The sequence below is a fragment of the Amycolatopsis sp. NPDC004772 genome (assembly GCF_053601215.1).
Map to the genome: position 1 here is coordinate 62193 of NZ_JBSGBK010000016.1, position 18001 is coordinate 80193.

The 18001-nt window shown below is 69.8% G+C and carries 15 protein-coding genes; 8 read left to right on the top strand and 7 right to left on the bottom strand.

Features of this window, described 5'->3' with window-relative positions; all coding sequences use genetic code 11:
* The first annotated feature begins 913 nt into the window (after positions 1-913).
* Entirely contained in the window at positions 914-1597 is a 684-nt protein-coding gene (locus ACWEF6_RS13245; protein WP_449683139.1) for a hypothetical protein, read from the top strand.
* A 47-nt stretch (positions 1598-1644) separates the two neighbouring features.
* Here ACWEF6_RS13245 and ACWEF6_RS13250 read toward each other — a convergent pair whose 3' ends face one another.
* From ACWEF6_RS13250 to ACWEF6_RS13260, 3 genes are all read right to left on the bottom strand, one after another.
* Positions 1645-2805 carry an SWIM zinc finger family protein gene (locus ACWEF6_RS13250; protein ID WP_449683140.1) on the bottom strand — a complete coding sequence of 387 codons (1161 nt, stop codon included), beginning with the start codon at positions 2803-2805 and terminating at the stop codon, positions 1645-1647.
* Positions 2805-5747, bottom strand: coding sequence for a DEAD/DEAH box helicase (locus tag ACWEF6_RS13255; RefSeq protein WP_449683141.1), 2943 nt, complete (start codon positions 5745-5747; stop codon positions 2805-2807). Before ACWEF6_RS13255 ends, ACWEF6_RS13250 begins: the two co-directional genes overlap by 1 nt.
* Before the next feature lie 102 nt (positions 5748-5849).
* Entirely contained in the window at positions 5850-7904 is a 2055-nt protein-coding gene (locus tag ACWEF6_RS13260) for an acyl-CoA dehydrogenase family protein (protein WP_449683142.1), read from the bottom strand.
* Between the two features lie 141 nt (positions 7905-8045).
* Here ACWEF6_RS13260 and kstR point away from each other — a divergent pair, with 141 nt between their 5' ends.
* Positions 8046-8672 (top strand): cholesterol catabolism transcriptional regulator KstR, encoded by a 627-nt coding sequence (gene kstR / locus ACWEF6_RS13265; protein WP_103342918.1) that lies wholly within the window; start codon positions 8046-8048, stop codon positions 8670-8672.
* A gap of 208 nt (positions 8673-8880) precedes the next feature.
* Here kstR and ACWEF6_RS13270 read toward each other — a convergent pair whose 3' ends face one another.
* Complete coding sequence (locus ACWEF6_RS13270; RefSeq protein WP_449683143.1) at positions 8881-9711, bottom strand: LLM class F420-dependent oxidoreductase; 831 nt, start codon at positions 9709-9711, stop codon at positions 8881-8883.
* 77 nt (positions 9712-9788) lie between these two features.
* Here ACWEF6_RS13270 and ACWEF6_RS13275 point away from each other — a divergent pair, with 77 nt between their 5' ends.
* Positions 9789-10478, top strand: coding sequence for a class I SAM-dependent methyltransferase (locus ACWEF6_RS13275; protein WP_449683144.1), 690 nt, complete (start codon positions 9789-9791; stop codon positions 10476-10478).
* Positions 10479-10512: 34 nt separating this feature from the next.
* Positions 10513-10887, top strand: coding sequence for a CPCC family cysteine-rich protein (locus tag ACWEF6_RS13280; RefSeq protein ID WP_449683145.1), 375 nt, complete (start codon positions 10513-10515; stop codon positions 10885-10887).
* Here the strand turns inward: ACWEF6_RS13280 and icmF are convergent.
* The gene (icmF, locus tag ACWEF6_RS13285; protein ID WP_449683146.1) at positions 10884-14114 is read right to left on the bottom strand and encodes a fused isobutyryl-CoA mutase/GTPase IcmF; all 3231 of its coding nucleotides are present in this window, start codon (positions 14112-14114) and stop codon (positions 10884-10886) included. The genes ACWEF6_RS13280 and icmF overlap by 4 nt on opposite strands.
* A 138-nt stretch (positions 14115-14252) precedes the next feature.
* Between icmF and ACWEF6_RS13290 the strand changes: the two genes are divergently transcribed.
* From ACWEF6_RS13290 to ACWEF6_RS13305, 4 genes are all read left to right on the top strand, one after another.
* Positions 14253-14579 carry an ArsR/SmtB family transcription factor gene (locus tag ACWEF6_RS13290; RefSeq protein ID WP_310974788.1) on the top strand — a complete coding sequence of 109 codons (327 nt, stop codon included), beginning with the start codon at positions 14253-14255 and terminating at the stop codon, positions 14577-14579.
* Positions 14572-15012 carry an SRPBCC domain-containing protein gene (locus ACWEF6_RS13295; protein WP_449683147.1) on the top strand — a complete coding sequence of 147 codons (441 nt, stop codon included), beginning with the start codon at positions 14572-14574 and terminating at the stop codon, positions 15010-15012. Before ACWEF6_RS13290 ends, ACWEF6_RS13295 begins: the two co-directional genes overlap by 8 nt.
* Positions 15009-15659 carry a DUF899 domain-containing protein gene (locus ACWEF6_RS13300; RefSeq protein WP_449683148.1) on the top strand — a complete coding sequence of 217 codons (651 nt, stop codon included), beginning with the start codon at positions 15009-15011 and terminating at the stop codon, positions 15657-15659. Before ACWEF6_RS13295 ends, ACWEF6_RS13300 begins: the two co-directional genes overlap by 4 nt.
* Before the next feature lie 426 nt (positions 15660-16085).
* The gene (locus tag ACWEF6_RS13305) at positions 16086-16646 is read left to right on the top strand and encodes a dihydrofolate reductase family protein (protein ID WP_449683149.1); all 561 of its coding nucleotides are present in this window, start codon (positions 16086-16088) and stop codon (positions 16644-16646) included.
* 39 nt (positions 16647-16685) lie between these two features.
* Here ACWEF6_RS13305 and ACWEF6_RS13310 read toward each other — a convergent pair whose 3' ends face one another.
* Both ACWEF6_RS13310 and ACWEF6_RS13315 read right to left on the bottom strand, forming a co-directional pair.
* Complete coding sequence (locus tag ACWEF6_RS13310; protein ID WP_033261921.1) at positions 16686-17297, bottom strand: GTP-binding protein; 612 nt, start codon at positions 17295-17297, stop codon at positions 16686-16688.
* Positions 17278-17994, bottom strand: a complete 717-nt coding sequence (locus tag ACWEF6_RS13315; protein WP_449683150.1) for a DUF742 domain-containing protein — start codon at positions 17992-17994, stop codon at positions 17278-17280. The genes ACWEF6_RS13310 and ACWEF6_RS13315 overlap by 20 nt, the downstream gene beginning before the upstream one ends.
* Between the last annotated feature and the right edge of the window lie 7 nt (positions 17995-18001).

Below are 18001 nucleotides of genomic sequence, written 5' to 3' on the forward strand. Positions count from 1 at the left end.
CACAGGAGAACACACGGACCGGAGCCGACGTGCACGATGAGGTCAGCGAGGCAAGCAAGTGGTTGATTTCCGCCACCGGATACACCGGCCTCGTAGTCGGCATCTGGTCCTTACCCTGGACATACTCGGCAAAAATCCCATGCCTCGCCATCCTCATTCTTATATTTATTCTAGCCAAATCCGTCGATCGTAATATCCGCACAGCGAGAATACTCCACCAGGTACGATCAGAGAATAATAGTCTAGCCCAAAGGGTCGAAGACCTAAGTTATTCTTTCGATCTAGCCGACGGAATGGTCGCACTTGCACACACGCTTACGCAGGCCCCAGCTGTAGATGCGGAAAATCACTACCATGAGGTAGTAGATAATTACAGGATTGACCAAGACGACGCGACCTACCTACATGAACTTCGCGGACGTCGAGTCCTCGAAGGATCCGGTTCCGGACTTATGATTAAAGTCAGCGGCGACACACCCGCAGATGCAAGCACTATGTCCGCCGAGGCCACCGACAGACAAACCGAGCGACCATTGAGTGTCACCTTCATCAGAGACGATCCATATCTTAAAGTTCTAAGGATCGAATTTGATCGACCATTAGCCCAAGGCGACGAGTTCCACATATCACTCTCATTGAGATGGGCCGGAACATTTCCTCGCGCCAGAAAAGTTGACTACGTCTTTTCATCCTGGTCAATATTCGCAGCGCAAGGCATCGACCGATACTCCTGTACATTGTCTTCCGACTTACAGTTGGAGAACATTGTACTCGAGGAGCTTTCGGACGGAAAACGAAATCGCGCAAAGGTGCAACCCAAGATAGTCTCGCGAAAGTCTCGCTGCGAAGCCTCATGGTCCACCATGCACCCGTCGTCACTCTACTTACTCAGATTCGAAAAGGTCTTACCCGAATGACCACCGGTAGCGTACGAATAGGCAAGCAGTCCGACTGGCAAAGTCTTCCAATCGCTGACCGACATGCTTCGTTCGAAATAAGCGTTGGAAATCCGCGATCCAGCAACGATTTTCTTTCACTGCAGATCACCTGGGCTCAATCACACTTCTCGACTTACTCTTTCTCCATTGGCGACCAGTTAAACATGTACAATTATGCCACAATTGGACATCCACATTGGGGAAAATTGTCCATAAATGAGGCTCGGGCGGTCAGCAACGAAGAAGGCGACATATGGCTGAAGGAGAACCTGACACTAATTGAAAGCCGCTTAGGTCACGAAAGGTACGAGATACACCGCTGGTCAGACTGGATGAATCTTTCCGACGTTCAAAATTTTCTAGATATCGAAGCGACCCGCTACGCGAATAGCGCCGACTTTCGCTGCGCGATCCACCACGATGTGGCAAAATTCTTGAGGCGACGCAGACTCCAAACGTCTTCCGAAGTTCATTTCAGAACTTTGAGTCAACATATCCTTGAAGAGCTCGCAGTTTATCGCCATCAAGCAGAGTCAGGTCCCTGCGTGAACATCTATCCAGGTTCCGACCATGCAATTCTTCGAGCTTCGTCTCCAGTAAGAGGACTTCTCCCCTGGCTAAGTAAACGTCACTATGCAAACTTGATTGTCAACAATTGATCTACACTTACTCCAATTTATCTGGATCAGTAAGCACTGATATCGGGTCAATAGGCGAGGTCCAGCGGGCTGGCCGAAGGTGGGCCGTCGAGGCGCCACTCCGGTCCTTTGCGGACGAAGCGGTACCAGCGGGCGTCACGGCCGTAGCGCAGTTGCAGGTCTCCTTGTGTGAGGCGGTTTCGCCAGAGCTTCGGCTTGCCCGGGAGACCCGCGTCGGCCAGGGTTTGCTGCGCTTCGGCCAGCGGGCCCGGGCCGGGTTGCCAGGTCTCCCGTTGGGCCGCCAAGCCGCCGCGGCCTGCTTCGCGCCAGGCCTCGGCCCAGCGGGTCAGGTCCTTCGGGGGTACTCCCGCCGCCGTGGCGAGGGCGGTGATCTCGGCGCTGGTGCGGCCGGCCGCGCGGCGGGCGAGGTCTTCCTCGAACGTCAGCTCCGCCGGTGTCGGGCCGCCGGTCAGGAGGTCGCGGGCGAGGGCGGCCGCGTCCGCCGCGAGGGCCGAGAGCGCCGCCGCCGTCCAGCCGGTGCCCGGGGGCGGGTCGAGGTCCAGGACCGCCGGGGGCCCAGGGACCCGTGGTGGTGCCGGCACGGCGGGGATCGCGCCCGGCCGTCGCGCGTAGGCGGCCCGGGGGGTCAAGCCCTCGTCGGCGGGCTTGGGGAGCTTCGGTTTCTCGCCGCGGGCGGGCGAGCGGCGGGCGCGGAGTTCGGCCAGGACGTCCGCCCTTGGGCGGCCGCGCAGCAGGAAGAGCGTGAACGGGTCGCGGTCGACCTCGTCGGCGACCAGGTAGTACACCGCGGCGACGTGCTTGCACGGGTTCGCCGAGTCCGGGCACGAGCACCGCGGCCGCAGGTCGCCCGGGCCCGGCAGCAGGTCGACACCCGCTTCGCGCGCCTGCTCGGTGAGCGCGCCGGGAAGCTCGCCGTCGAGCAGCGCGGCCGCGTGGCCGAGCTGGGTGCCGACCACGCCGAGCAGGGTGTCCCACTCGCCGTCGGTGAAGGTGCGCATGGTGATGGTCACCTTGTACGGCTGCGGCCGGCTGCCGCGCACCCGTGCCGTCATCACGCCGGCGCCGAAGTGCAGCTCGCTGACGGTGCCTTTCCGCGCGTACGTCCGCCCGCGGGGCAGCCGGTTCGGGTCGAGCTTCGCGCGTTGCTCCAGGGCCTCGACCCACGCGCGGCCCCACCACGTCGTGCCGAAGTTGCGCCTCGGTGGCATCACCCGCCCCCGAGCCGGACGAGGTCGGCGAGCTCGTCGTCGGACAGTTCGGTGATCCAGTCTTCGCCCGCGCCGACGATCGACTCGGCGAGGCCCCGTTTCTTTTCGAGGACCTGCGCGATCCGTTCCTCGAGCGTCCCTTCGGCGATCAGCCGGTGCACCTGGACGGGCTTGTCCTGCCCGATCCGGTAGGCGCGGTCGGTGGCCTGGTCTTCGACGGCCGGGTTCCACCAGCGGTCGTAGTGGATCACGTGGGTGGCCCGGGTCAGGTTGAGCCCGACGCCGCCGGCTTTGAGCGAGAGCAGGAAAACCGGGATCTCGCCGGCCTGGAAGCGGTCGACCATGTCCTGCCGTTTGGCCGGGGAGCTGTCGCCGGAGAGCAGTTCGGTGGGCAGGCCGCGGTCCTGGAGGCGCCGTTCGAGGAGGCGGCAGAGCTGGACGTACTGGCTGAAGACCAGCACGCTTTCGCCTTCGTCGAGGATGACGTCGAGGAGCTCTTCGAAGGCGGCGAGCTTGCCGGAGCGGCCGGTGAGCGCGCCGTGCGGTTCTTTGAGGAACTGCGCGGGGTGGTTGCAGATCTGTTTGAGCTCGGTGAGCAGCTTCAGAACCTGCCCGCGGCGTTCGATGCCCTTCGTTTCCCGGATTTCGGCGAGGTTTTCCCGCACGACGGCTTCGTAGAGCGTGGTCTGCTCGGCGGTGAGCGGGACGAACCGATCGGTCTCGGTCTTCGGCGGCAGTTCGGGGGCGATGTCCGGGTCGGTCTTGCGCCGCCGGAGGAGGAACGGCCGGACGGTAGCGGCCAGCCGTTCGGTGACCGCCTTGTCGCGGTCGCGTTCGATCGGGCGCGCGACGGTGCGCCGGAACCGATCGAGGGGGCCGAGCAGGCCGGGCGTCGTCCAGTCCACAATGGACCAAAGCTCGGTGAGCCGGTTTTCGACGGGCGTCCCGGTGAGGGCGACCTTGGCTTGCGCGGGAACCTTGCGCAGTTCCTTGGCGGTGGCGGACAGCGGGTTCTTGACGTGCTGAGCTTCGTCGGCGGCGACGAGCCCCCAGTCCACTTCGGACAGGGTCTCGCGATCCCGACGGAGGACTCCGTAGGTGGCGAGGACGACTTCGTCGGGGGCAAGGTCGCCGAGGTGCCGCCGGCCGCCGTGGAAGCGGCGGACGGGGATGTCGGGCGCGAAGCGGGCGAACTCGCGTTCCCAGTTGCCGAGGAGGGAGGTGGGGCAGAGCACGAGGGTGGGGCCGCCGCCGGTGCGCGGAGGCTCGACACCGCCCGAGGAGGTTTCGGCCAGCACTGGCCCATCGCCGACTGGCGGAACCTCGGCCTCGGGCGGCTGCTCGACCGCCGCACGGGCAGCCTCGCCGGGCTGCCGCTCGCCGGGCGCGGGCTCGACCACGGATTCGGCAGCCTCGGCGGCCTGCGCCGAGACCCGCTGCAACTCGCCCGACCTCGCCAGTTCACGCCGGTGCAGATGGAGCGCTATCAGCTGGATCGTCTTGCCCAAGCCCATGTCGTCCGCCAGGCAGGCGCCCAGGCCCAAGCCCGTCATCGTCGCCAGCCAGGACAGCCCTGCCTGCTGGTACGGGCGCAGCGTCGCCTCCAACCCCGGCGGCGGGGCCATCGGGGACTCCGCGCGGTCCCGGATCCGCGCGGCCAGGCCGCCCAGCGCCGGGGGTGCCGCGAACTCCACGCGCTCGCCGTCCACCTCCAGCTCGCCCGTCAACGCCGCCGCCAGGGCCTCGCCCGCGTCCAACGTGCGAGTCCGGCCGCGCACCCGGGCCAGGAGCTGCGGATCCACCCGCACCCATTGCCCCCGCAAGCGAACCAACGGCCGCTTGGCTTCGGCCAGGGCCGTCACCTCTGCGTCGGTCAGTTGCTCTCCGCCCAGGCTGAGCTGCCAGCGGAACTCCAGCAGGGAGCGCAGCGCGAACTCCGCCTCCGCCACGCTCGCCGGCGCTTGGGTTGCGCTTGCCCGGGCCTTCACCTCTCCCGCGAACAGGCCCTTCGACCACAGGACCTCGATGCCGGCCCCGCCCAGCTCGCGGGCGCCGTCGGTGAGGAGGTCGACCACTTCGTCGTCGGACAGCGCCAGCGAGGCCGGGGCCGCCTGGGTCAGCACGCGGCCCAGCGGTGCCCACGCCCTCGCTCCCCGCCGCAAGCCCAGCAGCAACTGCGTCTCGACCTGGTCGCCGAGGCGGTTCAGCACCGCGTCCGGGGCGTCCCACAGCGTGGCCGCCTCCACCACCAGGCTCGGCTCCGCCATGCTGCGGACCGCCAGCACTCCGGCGAACGACTCGTCGTCGGCGCCCTCGACCCGCAGGAGCACCTGGACCCCGCGGGGCTCGCGGGCCTCCAGCTCCGCCAGCCAGGCCGCGCCATCCGGGCCGAGCAGCGCCGGTTCGCGGGCCGCGAATGCCGGGTCGCCCGCGCCGACCGGGGCCGCCGGGCTGCGGACCAGCAGGTCGGCCGTGGCGTCCCAAAGCGCCCGGACCAAGGAATCCGGCGAGTGCAGGCGGATGCGCTTCAGGCCCGTCAGCGGCAGCGCGTACGCCTCCGGGGGCAAGGCGCCGGCCAGCCCCCGCAGCAGTTCCTCGTCGGCCGCATCGAGGGGGCCGATCCGCCAGGCCGCCGCCCCGCCCGGTGACGCCGCCGGCCGCAGCCGCCCCCGCGCGACGAGGTTCACCCCGGCGTTGACTGCCGCCGACCACGCCGCCACCGCCGGGCTGGCCTCCTCCCCCACCGACAGCAGCCGGGGCAGCGCCCGCTCCAGGGGAACCAGCTCGGCTTCGACCTTCGTCCGCGCGAACTTGGCTCCGCGGGGCAGCACGAGCTCGATCGTGGTCCCGCCGGCCACGTCCTCGCCCCACAAGGCCAGCACCCCGTCCCGCGGGGGATCCGCGGGGAGGTAGGTGGCCTGGGTGTCTGCGCTGAACTCCACGACCGCAACGCTAGAACACGGCACCGACAGTTCGGCCCCCGGCGGCGCGAACGGTCCTTTCGCACCGTTGCCCAACGCAACTCACCCGGGCGCCGAAGGGCATCACCCGCGGGGCAGGCCGAGGAGGCGTTCGGCCGTCAGCGAACGCAGGACCTGCGTCGTGCCGCCGGCGATGGAAAGGCAGCGGGTGAGCAGGAACTCGTGCTGGGCCGGGCCGTCGGCGAGCAACGCGCCCGCGCCGGCCAGCTCCAGCGCGAACTCGGCCACCGCCTGCCGGTGCGACACGCCGAGCAGCTTCCGGACGCTCGACTCCGCGCCCGGATCCTGGCCCTCCAGCCGCCGCAGGGCCGCCCGCAGGTCCAGCACCGAACCCGCGACGCCGTCGGCCACCAACGCCCCGAGCCGGTCCAGCGCCACGTCGTCCAGCGCCGAAGCGTCCACAGTAGACACAAGAGTCTGCACGCTCTCGCCGACCGCCGACCCGCTGCCGATGGCCACCCGCTCGTTCGCCAGCGTCGTGCGCGCCAGCCGCCAGCCGCCGCCCGGCGGGCCGACGACGTCGGCGTCCGGCACGAACACGTCGTCGAGGAACACCTCGTTGAACACCGCCTCGCCGGTGATCTCGCGCAGCGGCCGCGTCGTGATCCCCGCGGTGCGCAGGTCGACCAGGAAGTACGTGATCCCCTTGTGCTTGGGCACGTCCGGGTCGGTGCGGGCCAGGCAGATGCCCCAGTCGGCTTCGCGGGCCAGCGACGTCCACACCTTCTGCCCGGACAGCCGCCAGCCGCCGTCGACGCGCCGGGCCGACGTCCGCAGCGCCGCCAGGTCGGATCCGGCGCCGGGCTCGCTGAACAGCTGGCACCAGGTGAGCTCGCCGCGCAGGGTGGGCCGGGCGAACCGCTCCCGCTGCTCGTCGCTGCCGTGCTCGAGGATCGTCGGTACCGCCCACGCGCCGATCACCAGGTCCGGACGGCGGACCCCGGCCGACGCCAGCTCGGCGTCGATCCGCAGCTGCTCCGCGGCGTCGGCACCCCGGCCGTAGGGTGCCGGCCAGTGCGGCGTCAGCAGACCCGCGTCCGCCAGCGCGACGCGCTGGGAGGCAGCCGGCAGCGCGGCGATCCGCGCCACCTCGTCCCGCAAGGCAGGGTCGTCCCCGACGTCGACACCCAGGGTGCGCTCGCTTCCGGACAGCGCCAGCGACGCCGCCCGCCGCCGCCACGACCCGCCGAGCCACTGCCGCAGCGCGACGGCCCGGCGCAGGTACAGGTGCGCGTCGTGCTCCCAGGTGAACCCGATGCCGCCGAGGACCTGGACGCAGTCCTTGGCGTTGGCGACGGCCGCGTCGAGGGCGACGACGGCCGCGCTCGCCACCGAGAGCGGGTGCTGCCCGGACGCCGCGTCCCAGGCCAGCGCTTCGGCGGCTTCGGCGCGGCAGAGCATCTCGGCGCACAGGTGCTTGATCGCCTGGAACGCCCCGATCGGCTTGCCGAACTGCTCGCGGACCCGGGCGTACTCGACGGCGATGGTCAGGCAGCGCCGCGCCACGCCCGCCGCCTCGGCGGCCGCCAGCGTCGCGGCCAGGTCGGCGACCGGCGGCACGGTGAGCAGGTCGGCCCGGACCCCGGAGAACCGGATGTGCGCGAGCGGGCGCGAGAAGTCGAACGCGGGCAGCGGCTCGACGCTCACCCCGGGCGTGCCGGGCGCGAGCAGGACGTGGCCACCCTCGACCGGGACGAGCAGCCAGGCGTCCGGGTGCGCCCCGGGCACGGGCCCGCTGAGGCCGTTCTCGAGGGACACGACGTCCAGCAGGACCGCGACGGTGGCCTCTCCCTCGGCCAGGGCCGGGAGCAGCTCCTTCGCTTCGGGGACGTCGGCGAGCAGCAGCCCGGCGAGCGCGGTGCCCAGGAGCGGCCCGGGAACGAGTTCCTCCGCCGCCGCGGCGAGCCCGGCGGCGAGGTCGGCGACACTGCCGTCGGCCCCGCCGGCCGCCGCGGGCAGCGCGACACCGAGCAGGCCGAGCGCGGCGAAGCCGGCCGGGATGCCCGCGCCGGGGCCGGTCTCCGCGGCGCGCACCGCCTCCCGCGGGTGGTGCGCCGCGGACCAGGCGCGGATCGCCTCGGCCAGCGCGGCCTGTTCCTCGGTGAGCGCGACCGGCATGGGGCCTCCTCGCGGGATCGGCAAACTACTCGCGAGTGTAGAACGTGTTATAGTTTTTCGGCCAGTGGGTCAATTGTCGCGAGGTTCGCCAGGACAGGTAATCTACGTCGTGAACTGGAACAAGTTCCGAAGGACGGGGGAATGCCGATGCCAGGCAAGACCAAGGCCCGCGGCAACGGCCTGAGCGCGATCGGGGCCGACGAACTCGGCTCGGCCGCCCAGCGCGACCGCCGCCGCCGGATCATCGACGCCACCCTCGCGCTCGCGTCGAAGGGCGGCTACGACGCCGTCCAGATGCGGGCCGTCGCCGAGAAGGCCGACGTCGCCCTCGGCACGCTCTACCGGTACTTCCCCTCGAAGATCCACCTGCTCGTCTCCGGCCTGGCCCGCGAGTTCGAGCGCGCGCAGGAGAAGCTCGAGCGCCAGGCCATCCCCGGCGACACGCCCGCCGAGCGGCTGATGTTCGTGCTCGGCCGCAACACGCGCATGATGCAGCGCGACCCGCACCTGACCGAGGCGATGGTGCGCGCGTTCATGTTCGCCGACACCTCCGCCGCGGCCGAGGTCGAGCAGGTCGGGCGGCTGATGGAGAACATGTTCGCCAAGGCGATGGGCATCGCCGAGCCAGCCGAGGCGGACCGCGACATCTTCCACGTCGTCGCGGACGTCTGGATGGCGAACCTGGTCGCCTGGGTGACCCGCCGCGCGTCGGCGGCCGACGTCGCGAACCGCCTCGAACTGTCGGTGCACCTGCTATTGGACAAGTGATCCCGGTCGCGGCGGTCGCCGAAGCGCACCGCCGGCTAGCACCGGCGAGCTCTGCTGCGGCACTCCGTCCGCCTGGAGGACGCCTGGGCTCGGGTCCGCGACCGGGACCAGCCCGTCGACTACCGCGACGGCAAGCCGGCCAGTACGGGACGGACCGCCGGCGACGGCCTCGCCGGCGACCTCCCGGAGCTGGGCCCGTGGCCGGGCGTCAGCGGTGGGCGGCGGCCACCTCCGCCAGCTCGTCGAGCGCCTTGAGCGTCTCCGCCTCCGGCAGCGTGTCCAGCAGGAACGTGTACCGCTCGACGCCGGCCTCGCGGAAGCCGTCGATCACCTTCGGCGTCGTCGGGCCGCCGAAGACCGCGAACTGGACGTCCTCGCGGCCCTGGTCCGCCAGCCAGCCGCGGACGCGCTGGGCCTCCTGGTACTTCGTGTAGCCGCGGAGCAGCCAGCCGTCGCCGTACTTGGCCAGGCGGTTCAGGGCGGCTTCGCTCTCGCCGCCGATGTAGATCGGGACGTGCGGTTTCTGCACCGGCTTCGGCCAGCTGAAGATCGGGTCGAGGTCGACGTGCTCGCCGTGGAACTCGGCTTCGTCCTTCGTCCAGATCTCCTTGAGCGCGGCCAGTTGCTCGTCGATCAGCGCGCCGCGCGTCTTCGGGTCCGTGCCGTGGTTGCGCATCTCCTCCCGGTTCCAGCCGACGCCGACGCCGAACAGCGCGCGGCCGTCGGAGATCAGGTCCAGCGACGCGACCTCCTTGGCCGTGTGGATCAGGTCGCGCTGGATCAGCAGGGCGATCCCGGTGCCGAGCAGCAGCTCCGACGTCGCGGTCGCCGCGGCGGTCAGCGCCACGAAGGGGTCGAGGGTGCGGTAGTAGACGCGCGGCAGGTCGCCCCCGCCCGGGTACGGGGTTTCCCGGCTCACCGGGATGTGCGAGTGCTCGGCGAGGAACAGCGAGTCGAAGCCGCGTTCTTCGAGGGCGGCACCCAGCACGTCGGGGCGGATGCCCTCGTCGGTCACGAACGTCGAGATCCCGAATTTCATGTCTCCAGGACTACCACCGGGTTGACAGCGGGTGCAGGATGAAGTGATCTCATCATCCGTTGAATAAAGGGGTGGCCATGGACGTACAGGACGTCGACTTCGAAGAGCTGTACCAAGGCTCGACGCCGATGGGCCGCAAGATGCCGTGGGACCTCGGCGCGCCCCAGCCGGCGGTCGTCGCGCTGGCCGACGCCGGCGAGTTCACCGGCGAAGTGCTCGACATCGGGTGCGGCCTGGGCGACAACTCCGCGTTCCTCGCCTCGCGCGGCCTGCGGGTCACCGGCCTGGACGGCGCTCCGTCGGCGATCGAGCAGGCCCGCACGCGCGCGCCGGGCGTCACGTTCGCGGTGGCCGACGCGACCGAGCTCGAAGGCTACGAAGGCCGGTTCGACACGGTCCTCGACAGCGCGTTGTACCACTGCCTGAGCGAGGACGAGCGGCGCGCGTACCTCGCGGCGCTGACCCGCGCGACGCGGCCGGGCGCGACGCTGCACCTGTTCGCTTTCTCGCCGGAGATCCCGGACGGCTTCCCGGCGCCGTACCTGATCAGCGAGGCCGACCTGCGGGAGACGGTCGGTCGCGATTGGACGATCGAGCGCCTCGAGCCGACCCTGTACACGACGTCGATGACGCCGGAGGAGCTGCGGGAGAGCGTCCGGGTGGTGCTGGACCAGGACCCCGGCCGGCTGGCGCGGCTGGGTACCGACGCCGACGGTCGGGTCCTGGTCCCGGTGTGGCAGCTGAAGGCGGTCCGCCGATCGAGTTGACCCGCGACGGCCGGGGTGTCCAGAGTGATCACTCGTGGACACCCCGGCCGAATACCCGTGCCCGTGCTGCGGGCACCGCACGTTCGAAAGACCTTCCGGCAGCTACGACATCTGCCCGGTGTGCTTCTGGGAGGACGACGACCTCCAGCTGCGGTGGCCGGACCTGCCGGGCGGCGCGAACTCCCTGTCGCTGATCGATGCCCAGCGCGCCTACGCCGAGATGGGCGCGATGGAGTACCGCTTCACCGGGATCGTGCGCGCGGCCGCCCCGGACGAACCGCTCGACGAGGGCTGGCGGCCCATCGACCCCGCCGTCGACCACTTCGAGCCCCAGGGCGTCGCCCTGGCGCCGTGGCCGACCGCCCCCGGAACGCTCTACTGGTGGCGGCCGACCTTCTGGCGCCGCTAGACGTTCCGCCGGTACTGGCCGCCGACCTCGAAGAACGCTTCCGTGATCTGGCCCAGCGAGCACACCCGCGCTGCGTCCATCAGCACCCCGAACAGGTTGCCGCCGCGGGTGGCCGCCTCGCGCAGGGCCTTCAACGCCTGCTCGGCGTCCTCGTGGTTGCGGCGCTGGAAGTCCGCGAGGCGGTCGAGCTGGGACTTCTTCTCGTCCTCGGTCGCCCGCGCCAGCTCCACCTCGACCTCGTCCTCCCCCGAACGCGGGTTGCGGAACGTGTTGACGCCGATGATCGGCAGCGAGCCGTCGTGCTTCTTGCGCTCGTACAGGATCGACTCGTCCTGGATCTTGCCGCGCTGGTAGCCCGTCTCCATCGCGCCCAGCACGCCGCCGCGCTCGGAAATGCGGTCGAACTCGGCCAGCACGGCCTCCTCGACCAGGTCGGTCAGCTCGTCGATGACGAACGAACCCTGCAGCGGGTTCTCGTTCTTCGACAGGCCCCACTCCTTGTTGATGATCATCTGGATGGCCATCGCGCGGCGCACCGACGACTCCGACGGCGTCGTGATCGCCTCGTCGAACGCGTTGGTGTGCAACGAGTTCGCGTTGTCGTACAGCGCGCACAGTGCCTGCAGCGTCGTGCGGATGTCATTGAAGCTCATCTCCTGCGCGTGCAGCGACCGGCCGGACGTCTGCACGTGGTACTTCAGCTTCTGCGAGCGCTCGTTCGCGCCGTAGCGCTCGCGCATCGCCACCGCCCAGATCCGCCGCGCCACCCGGCCGAGCACCGAGTACTCCGCGTCCATGCCGTTGGAGAAGAAGAACGACAGGTTCGGCGCGAAGTCGTCGATGTCCATGCCGCGCGCGAGGTACGACTCGACGTAGGTGAAGCCGTTGGACAGCGTGAACGCCAGCTGCGAGATCGGGTTCGCCCCGGCCTCGGCGATGTGGTAGCCCGAAATCGACACCGAGTAGAAGTTGCGGACGCCGTGGTCGATGAACCACTCCTGGATGTCGGCCATCATCCGGAGGCTGAACTCGGTGGAGAAGATGCAGGTGTTCTGGCCCTGGTCCTCCTTGAGGATGTCGGCCTGCACCGTCCCGCGGACGTTCTTCAGCACCCACTCGCGCAGCTCGGCGGCCTCGGCGTCGGACGGCTCGCGCCCGTGCTCGGCCCGGAACGCCTCGACCTTCTGGTCGATCGCGGTGTTGAGGAAGAACGCGAGGATCGTCGGCGCCGGGCCGTTGATGGTCATCGACACCGACGTGTTCGGCGCGGTCAGGTCGAAGCCGTCGTAGAGGACTTTCATGTCGTCGAGGGTCGCGATGGACACGCCCGACGTGCCGACCTTGCCGTAGATGTCGGGACGCGTGTCGGGGTCGTGGCCGTAGAGCGTCACGGAGTCGAACGCCGTCGAGAGCCGCTTGGCTTCCGAGTCGGCCGACAGCAGCTTGAAGCGGCGGTTGGTGCGGAAGGCGTCACCCTCGCCGGCGAACATCCGCGCCGGGTCCTCGCCGTCCCGCTTGAACGGGAAAACGCCCGCGGTGTAGGGGAAGTAGCCCGGCAGGTTCTCGCGGCGCAGGAACGACAGCAGCTCGCCGGACTCGGCGTACCGCGGCAGGGCGACGCGCGGGATCCGGTTGCCCGACAGCGTGTCGCGCCACAGCTGCGTGCGCATCTCCTTGTCGCGGATCTTGACGACCAGCTCGTCCTGGCGGTACTCCTCGGCCAGCTCGCGGAACCGCGCGAGGAGCTTTGTCGATTCGCCGTCCACATCGGACTCGGCGGCGAGGAGGCCGTCCAGCGCGTCGGTCGACGCGTCCACCTTCGCCAATTCCGCACGCGCGGTCGAGAGGGCCTCGTGCTTGCGGATCGCCGCGACCTGCGCTTGCGTCTTCACGTGGTAGCCGCGCACGGTCTCGGAGATCTCGGCCAGGTACCGGGCCCGGTTGCCCGGGATGATCGTCGACGCGTCGGTCGAAACCTTGCCCTCGACCAGCGGCAGCGTGCCCGCGGACACGCCGAGGCCCCGCTCGGCGAGCAGCCCGCGCAGGTGCTGGTAGAGCGCGGTGACGCCGTCGTCGTTGAACTTCGCCGCGCTCGTGCCGTACACCGGCATGTCCTCCGGGCCTTCCGAGAAGGCCTCGCGGTTGCGCACGAGCTGGCGCGCGACGTCGCGGCGGGCGTCCTCGGCGCCGCGGCGCTCGAACTTGTTGATCGCGACGACGTCGGCGAAGTCGAGCATGTCGATCTTCTCCAGCTGCGACGCGGCGCCGAACTCCGGCGTCATCACGTACAGCGACTCGTCCACGAAGTCGACGATGCCGGCGTCGCCCTGGCCGATGCCCGGCGTCTCGACGATCACCAGGTCGAACCCGGCGGCCTTGCAGGCCAGGATCGACTCGCTCAGCCCGGCCGGGATCTCCCCCGACGTCGTGCGCGTGGCCAGCGAGCGGAAGTACACCGGGGAGCCGTCGAGGCAGTTCATCCGGATGCGGTCGCCGAGCAGCGCGCCGCCGCCCTTGCGCCGCGACGGGTCGACGGCGAGCACCGCGATCCGCAGCTTGTCCTCCTGGTCGAGGCGGAAGCGGCGGATCAGCTCGTCGGTGAGCGACGACTTGCCCGAGCCGCCGGTGCCGGTGATGCCGAGCACCGGGACCTCGCGCTTGCCCGCGGCCTCGGTGATGCCGCTCAGCAGGTCACCCGGCAGCTTCTCGGCCTGCAGCTGGGTGATGGCCCGCGAAAGCGCGGCGACGTCCCCGGAGAGCACCTTGTCCAGCGCGGGCGCTTCGGCCGCGAGGTCGACGTCGCAGGCCTTGATCATCGTGTTGATCATGCCCGGCAGGCCCATCTCGTAGCCGTCTTCGGGCGAGAAGATGCGGGCGACGCCGCGCGAGTGCAGCAGCTCGATCTCCTCGCGCACGATCACCCCGCCCCCGCCGCCGAAGACCTTGATGTGGCCCGCGCCGCGCTCGCGGAGGAGTTCGACCAGGTAGGAGAAGTACTCGACGTGCCCGCCCTGGTAGGCGGAGATGGCGACCCCCTGGACGTCCTCGGCGATGGCCGCGGTGGCGACCTCGTCGACCGACCGGTTGTGGCCGAGGTGGACCACCTCCGCGCCCTGGGACTGCAGGATCCGCCGCATGATGTTGATCGACGCGTCGTGGCCGTCGAAGAGGCTCGACGCGGTCACGAAGCGGACGGGGTGCCCGGGGCGGTACAGCTCGCTGCTCATCCCTCCAAAATACTTTGGCTTCCTACTGTTGGAAACCCGAGGACCAGTGACGCGGCTCTCACGGCACCCCGCGAGAAGCTTGACTTCCGCGAGCTCGGGCCTATATTTAACGAGTCCGTTAATTAACAGGATGGTGAAATGACCGACACGCTGAGCCGGACGTTCTCGGCTCTCGCCGATCCGACCCGGCGCGCCATCCTCGCGCGCCTCTCGGCCGGCGAGGCGACGGTGAACGAGCTCGCCGAGCCGCTCCCGATGACCCTGCCCGCGGTGTCCCGGCACCTCAAGGTGCTCGAGGAGGCCGGGCTGATCACCCGGGGCCGCACCCGTCAGTGGCGGCCCTGTCGCCTGGAGGCCAAACCTCTGGAGGACGTGGCCGACTGGGTCGCGACCTACCGCCGGTTCTGGGAGGGCGGGTTCGACCGCCTCGAGGACCACCTGAGGAGGCTGACCGGCGATGCCTGACCTCACCATCACGCGCGTGTTCGACGCCCCGCGCGAGCTGGTCTTCGCCGCGTGGACCGACCCGGACCAGCTGGCGAGCTGGCTCGGCCCGCACGGCTACACCGGCTCCGCCGTCACCCTCGCCACCCGGCCGGGCGGCGCCTGGCGGGCGTGCATCCGCTCCCCCGAGGGCGACGAGCACTGGATGCACGGCGTCTACCGCGAGATCACCGCCCCCGAGCGGCTCGTGTTCACCTTCGCCTGGGACACCGAAGGCGACCTGCGCACCGAGACGCTCGTGACGATCGGCTTCGCCGACCTCGGCGGCAAGACCGAGATGACGTTCGTCCAGGCCGGCTTCCCGACCACCGCCGACCGCGACGGCCACGACGAGGGCTGGACCTCCAGCTTCGAAGACCTGACCGGCTTCATCCGCAGAAAGGACGCCCGATGACCGCCACCCTGCCCCAGATCGTCTCGCCGGAGGACTGGCAGACCGCGCGCGACGCGTTGCTCGTCAAGGAGAAGGAGCTCATGAAGGCGGCGGACCGCCTCGCCGCCGAACGCCGGCGGCTGCCGATGGTGCCCTTCACCAAGCCGTACGCGTTCGAGTCGGCGTCGGGGGAGCAGAGCCTGCTCGACCTGTTCGACGGGCGCCGCCAGCTGATCGTCTACCACTTCATGCTGCACCCGGGCGACGAGGCGGGCTGCCCCGGCTGCTCGCTGGTCGTCGACAACCTGCCGCACCTGGCCCACCTGCACGCCCGCGACGTGACGCTGAAGGTCGTGGCGCCGGCGACCCTGGCGGAGATCGAGCGGTACCAGACCCGGATGGGCTGGGACGTGCCGTGGGTGTCCGCGCACGGCAGCGACTTCACCGAGGACTGCGGCGTCGGACGGGGCTTCGGCGTGAGCGTGTTCCTGCGTGATGGCGACGAGGTGTACCGGACGTACTTCACCAGCGGCCGGGGCGGCGAGATGTTCCTCGCGTCGCACCGGTACCTGGATGTGACGCCGCTCGGCCGCCAGGAGGCCTGGGAGGAAGAGAGCCGTGGCGACGACGGCCCCGGCTCCTGGTGGCGGCGCCACGACGAGTACTGAAGCGCTCGGACGGCGAGCCACTTCCAGCCCGGGTTGGCCTTGGGGGAAGTGGGTGCCCCGGAGGACCGAGCCGGGCAGCGGGGCGCCGCAGCGACCAAGCCGGGCGACGCGGGGGCGCCGCGGGAAGCTCGAACCGGGCGGCGGGCCCGTCGCGGCGACGACGGCCCCGGCCCCCGGTGGCGGCACGACGACGACCTGAAGAACTCGGACCGCGAGCCACCTCCGGCGCACGTTTCCGACGGTGACCTGGGCAAGGTGGGGGCGTCCCGGAGGACCGACCGGGCAGCGGGGCGCCACCGCGCGCAGGCGACCAAGCTCGCAGGAGGGCACCGCCACGACGAGTACTGAGAATTTTTCCGCGCCCGTGTCCGGTCCGCGTCCGCGACTCCGACCTCCTCCCGTCAGACCCACCAGGAGGAGATGGAAATGCGCGAGATCGTCTACATGGTCCACACTTCGCTCGACGGCTGCGTCGAGGGCCCGAACGGCGAGTTCGACTGGCCCGTCATGGGCCCCGAGCTGTCCGCCTACTCGCGGGGGCTGAGCTCGCGCTGCGGTGAGTTCGCCTACGGGCGGAAGGTCTGGGACATGATGTCCGCGTACTGGCCGGCCGCCGAGTCGATCTCGGACGACCCGCACGACCTCGCCTTCGCGCCCGTATGGCGGGAGACGCCGAAGGTCGTCTTCTCGCGGACGCTGGAGAAGGCGGACTGGAACACCCGGGTCGTCGGCGGTGACCTCACCGAAGCGGTCGCGTCCCTGAAGGCCGAGCCCGGCGGGGACCTGCTGCTCATGGGCGGCGCGGAACTCGCCGCCGAGCTCACCGCGCGTGGCCTGATCGACGAGTACCAGATCTTCGTGCACCCGGTCGTTCTCGGCGGCGGCAAGCGGCCGTTCGCCGAGAGCACCGCGCGGCTCGGCCTCACCCTGGCGCAGTCGCGCATGTTCGACGACGAGGTCGTGCTGCTGCGCTACCGCCGCGCGTGAGCGGCGCCGGGCCCGGGCACTCCCCGGGCCCCGCCGGCCTCAGCGCGCGTTGGCCGCCCGCAGCGCGATCCACTGCCGCATGGCGTACTCGACCAGCGTGATCAGCGTCTGCTTGGTCGACTCGCGGTCCCGGGCGTCACAACGGACGATCGGGATGTTCGGGTCGATCGACAGGGCCTCGCGGACGTCGTTGATGTCGTGCTCCAGCACGCCGTCGAACGTGTTGATGCCGACGATGTACGGCAGCCCGCGGTCCTCGAAGAAGTCGATCGGCGCGAACGAGTCGGCCAGCCGGCGCGTGTCGGCCAGCACCACCGCGCCGATGGCGCCGCGGACCAGGTCGTCCCACATGAACCAGAACCGCTGCTGCCCGGGCGTGCCGAACAGGTAGAGGATCAGGTCCGCGTCCAGCGACACGCGGCCGAAGTCCATCGCCACCGTCGTCGTCGACTTGCCCGGCGTGTGATCGAGGTTGTCGACGCCCACGCTGGCGTCGGTCATCATCGCCTCGGTGGTCAGCGGCACGATCTCCGACACCGACCCGACGAAGGTCGTCTTCCCCGCGCCGAAGCCGCCGGCCACCACGATCTTGGCCGATGTCATGGTCGGGGGCGCGGTGTCCCGCGGTGCCTTATAGCCGACGGAGTCCACTCAAAACCCTTTCCATCAACACCAGATGTGCCTCGGCGCCGTCATTGCCCGTAATCGTCTTGTGCACCGTGACCAGCCCCGCGTCGGCCGCGTCGCTGATCAGCACCCGGGCCACCCCCAGAGGCACCCGCAGCGCCGAAACGATCTCGGCGACCGAACGGGGGGTCCGGCACTCTTCCATGATCGAGATGCACTCGATCTGCTCCGCGGCCACTTCGGGGAAGCCACCGGTGGCAGCGTAGTCCTTCGCGGAGATCAGTGTCTCCAGCTCCAGGGCGTAATTGGCCTTGGTGCGGCCGCCGGTCAGCGCGTAGGGCCGGACGATGGCCGTCAGTTCCTCGGGCGCGGGCGGCTGCTCGAACACCGCGGGCATGACGAATTCGCCGCTCGGCGGCCCGGGATCGAACAAACCGCCTGGTCTGGGGCTGTCCCCGTCGGTACTGCCGGGTGGCGAGACTAAAGAGGTCACACGATCTCCTTGGTCGGCCGACGGCGCGGACGCCGGCGGATCCGCGGCCGCGTGCGCACCGGCGGCCGGGGGTTGCGGGGACTCCTTGCTCTTCTTGCGCTTCCGGCGGGCACGGCCGGAATCCAGCGTGAACCCGTTGAGGACGTCGGCGAACGTGCCGTCGTCCCCACGCCCGGCGGGGCTGCGCCCGTCGGGTGGTTCGCCGTTGAATCCGGACCCCGTGCTCATCGCGCCA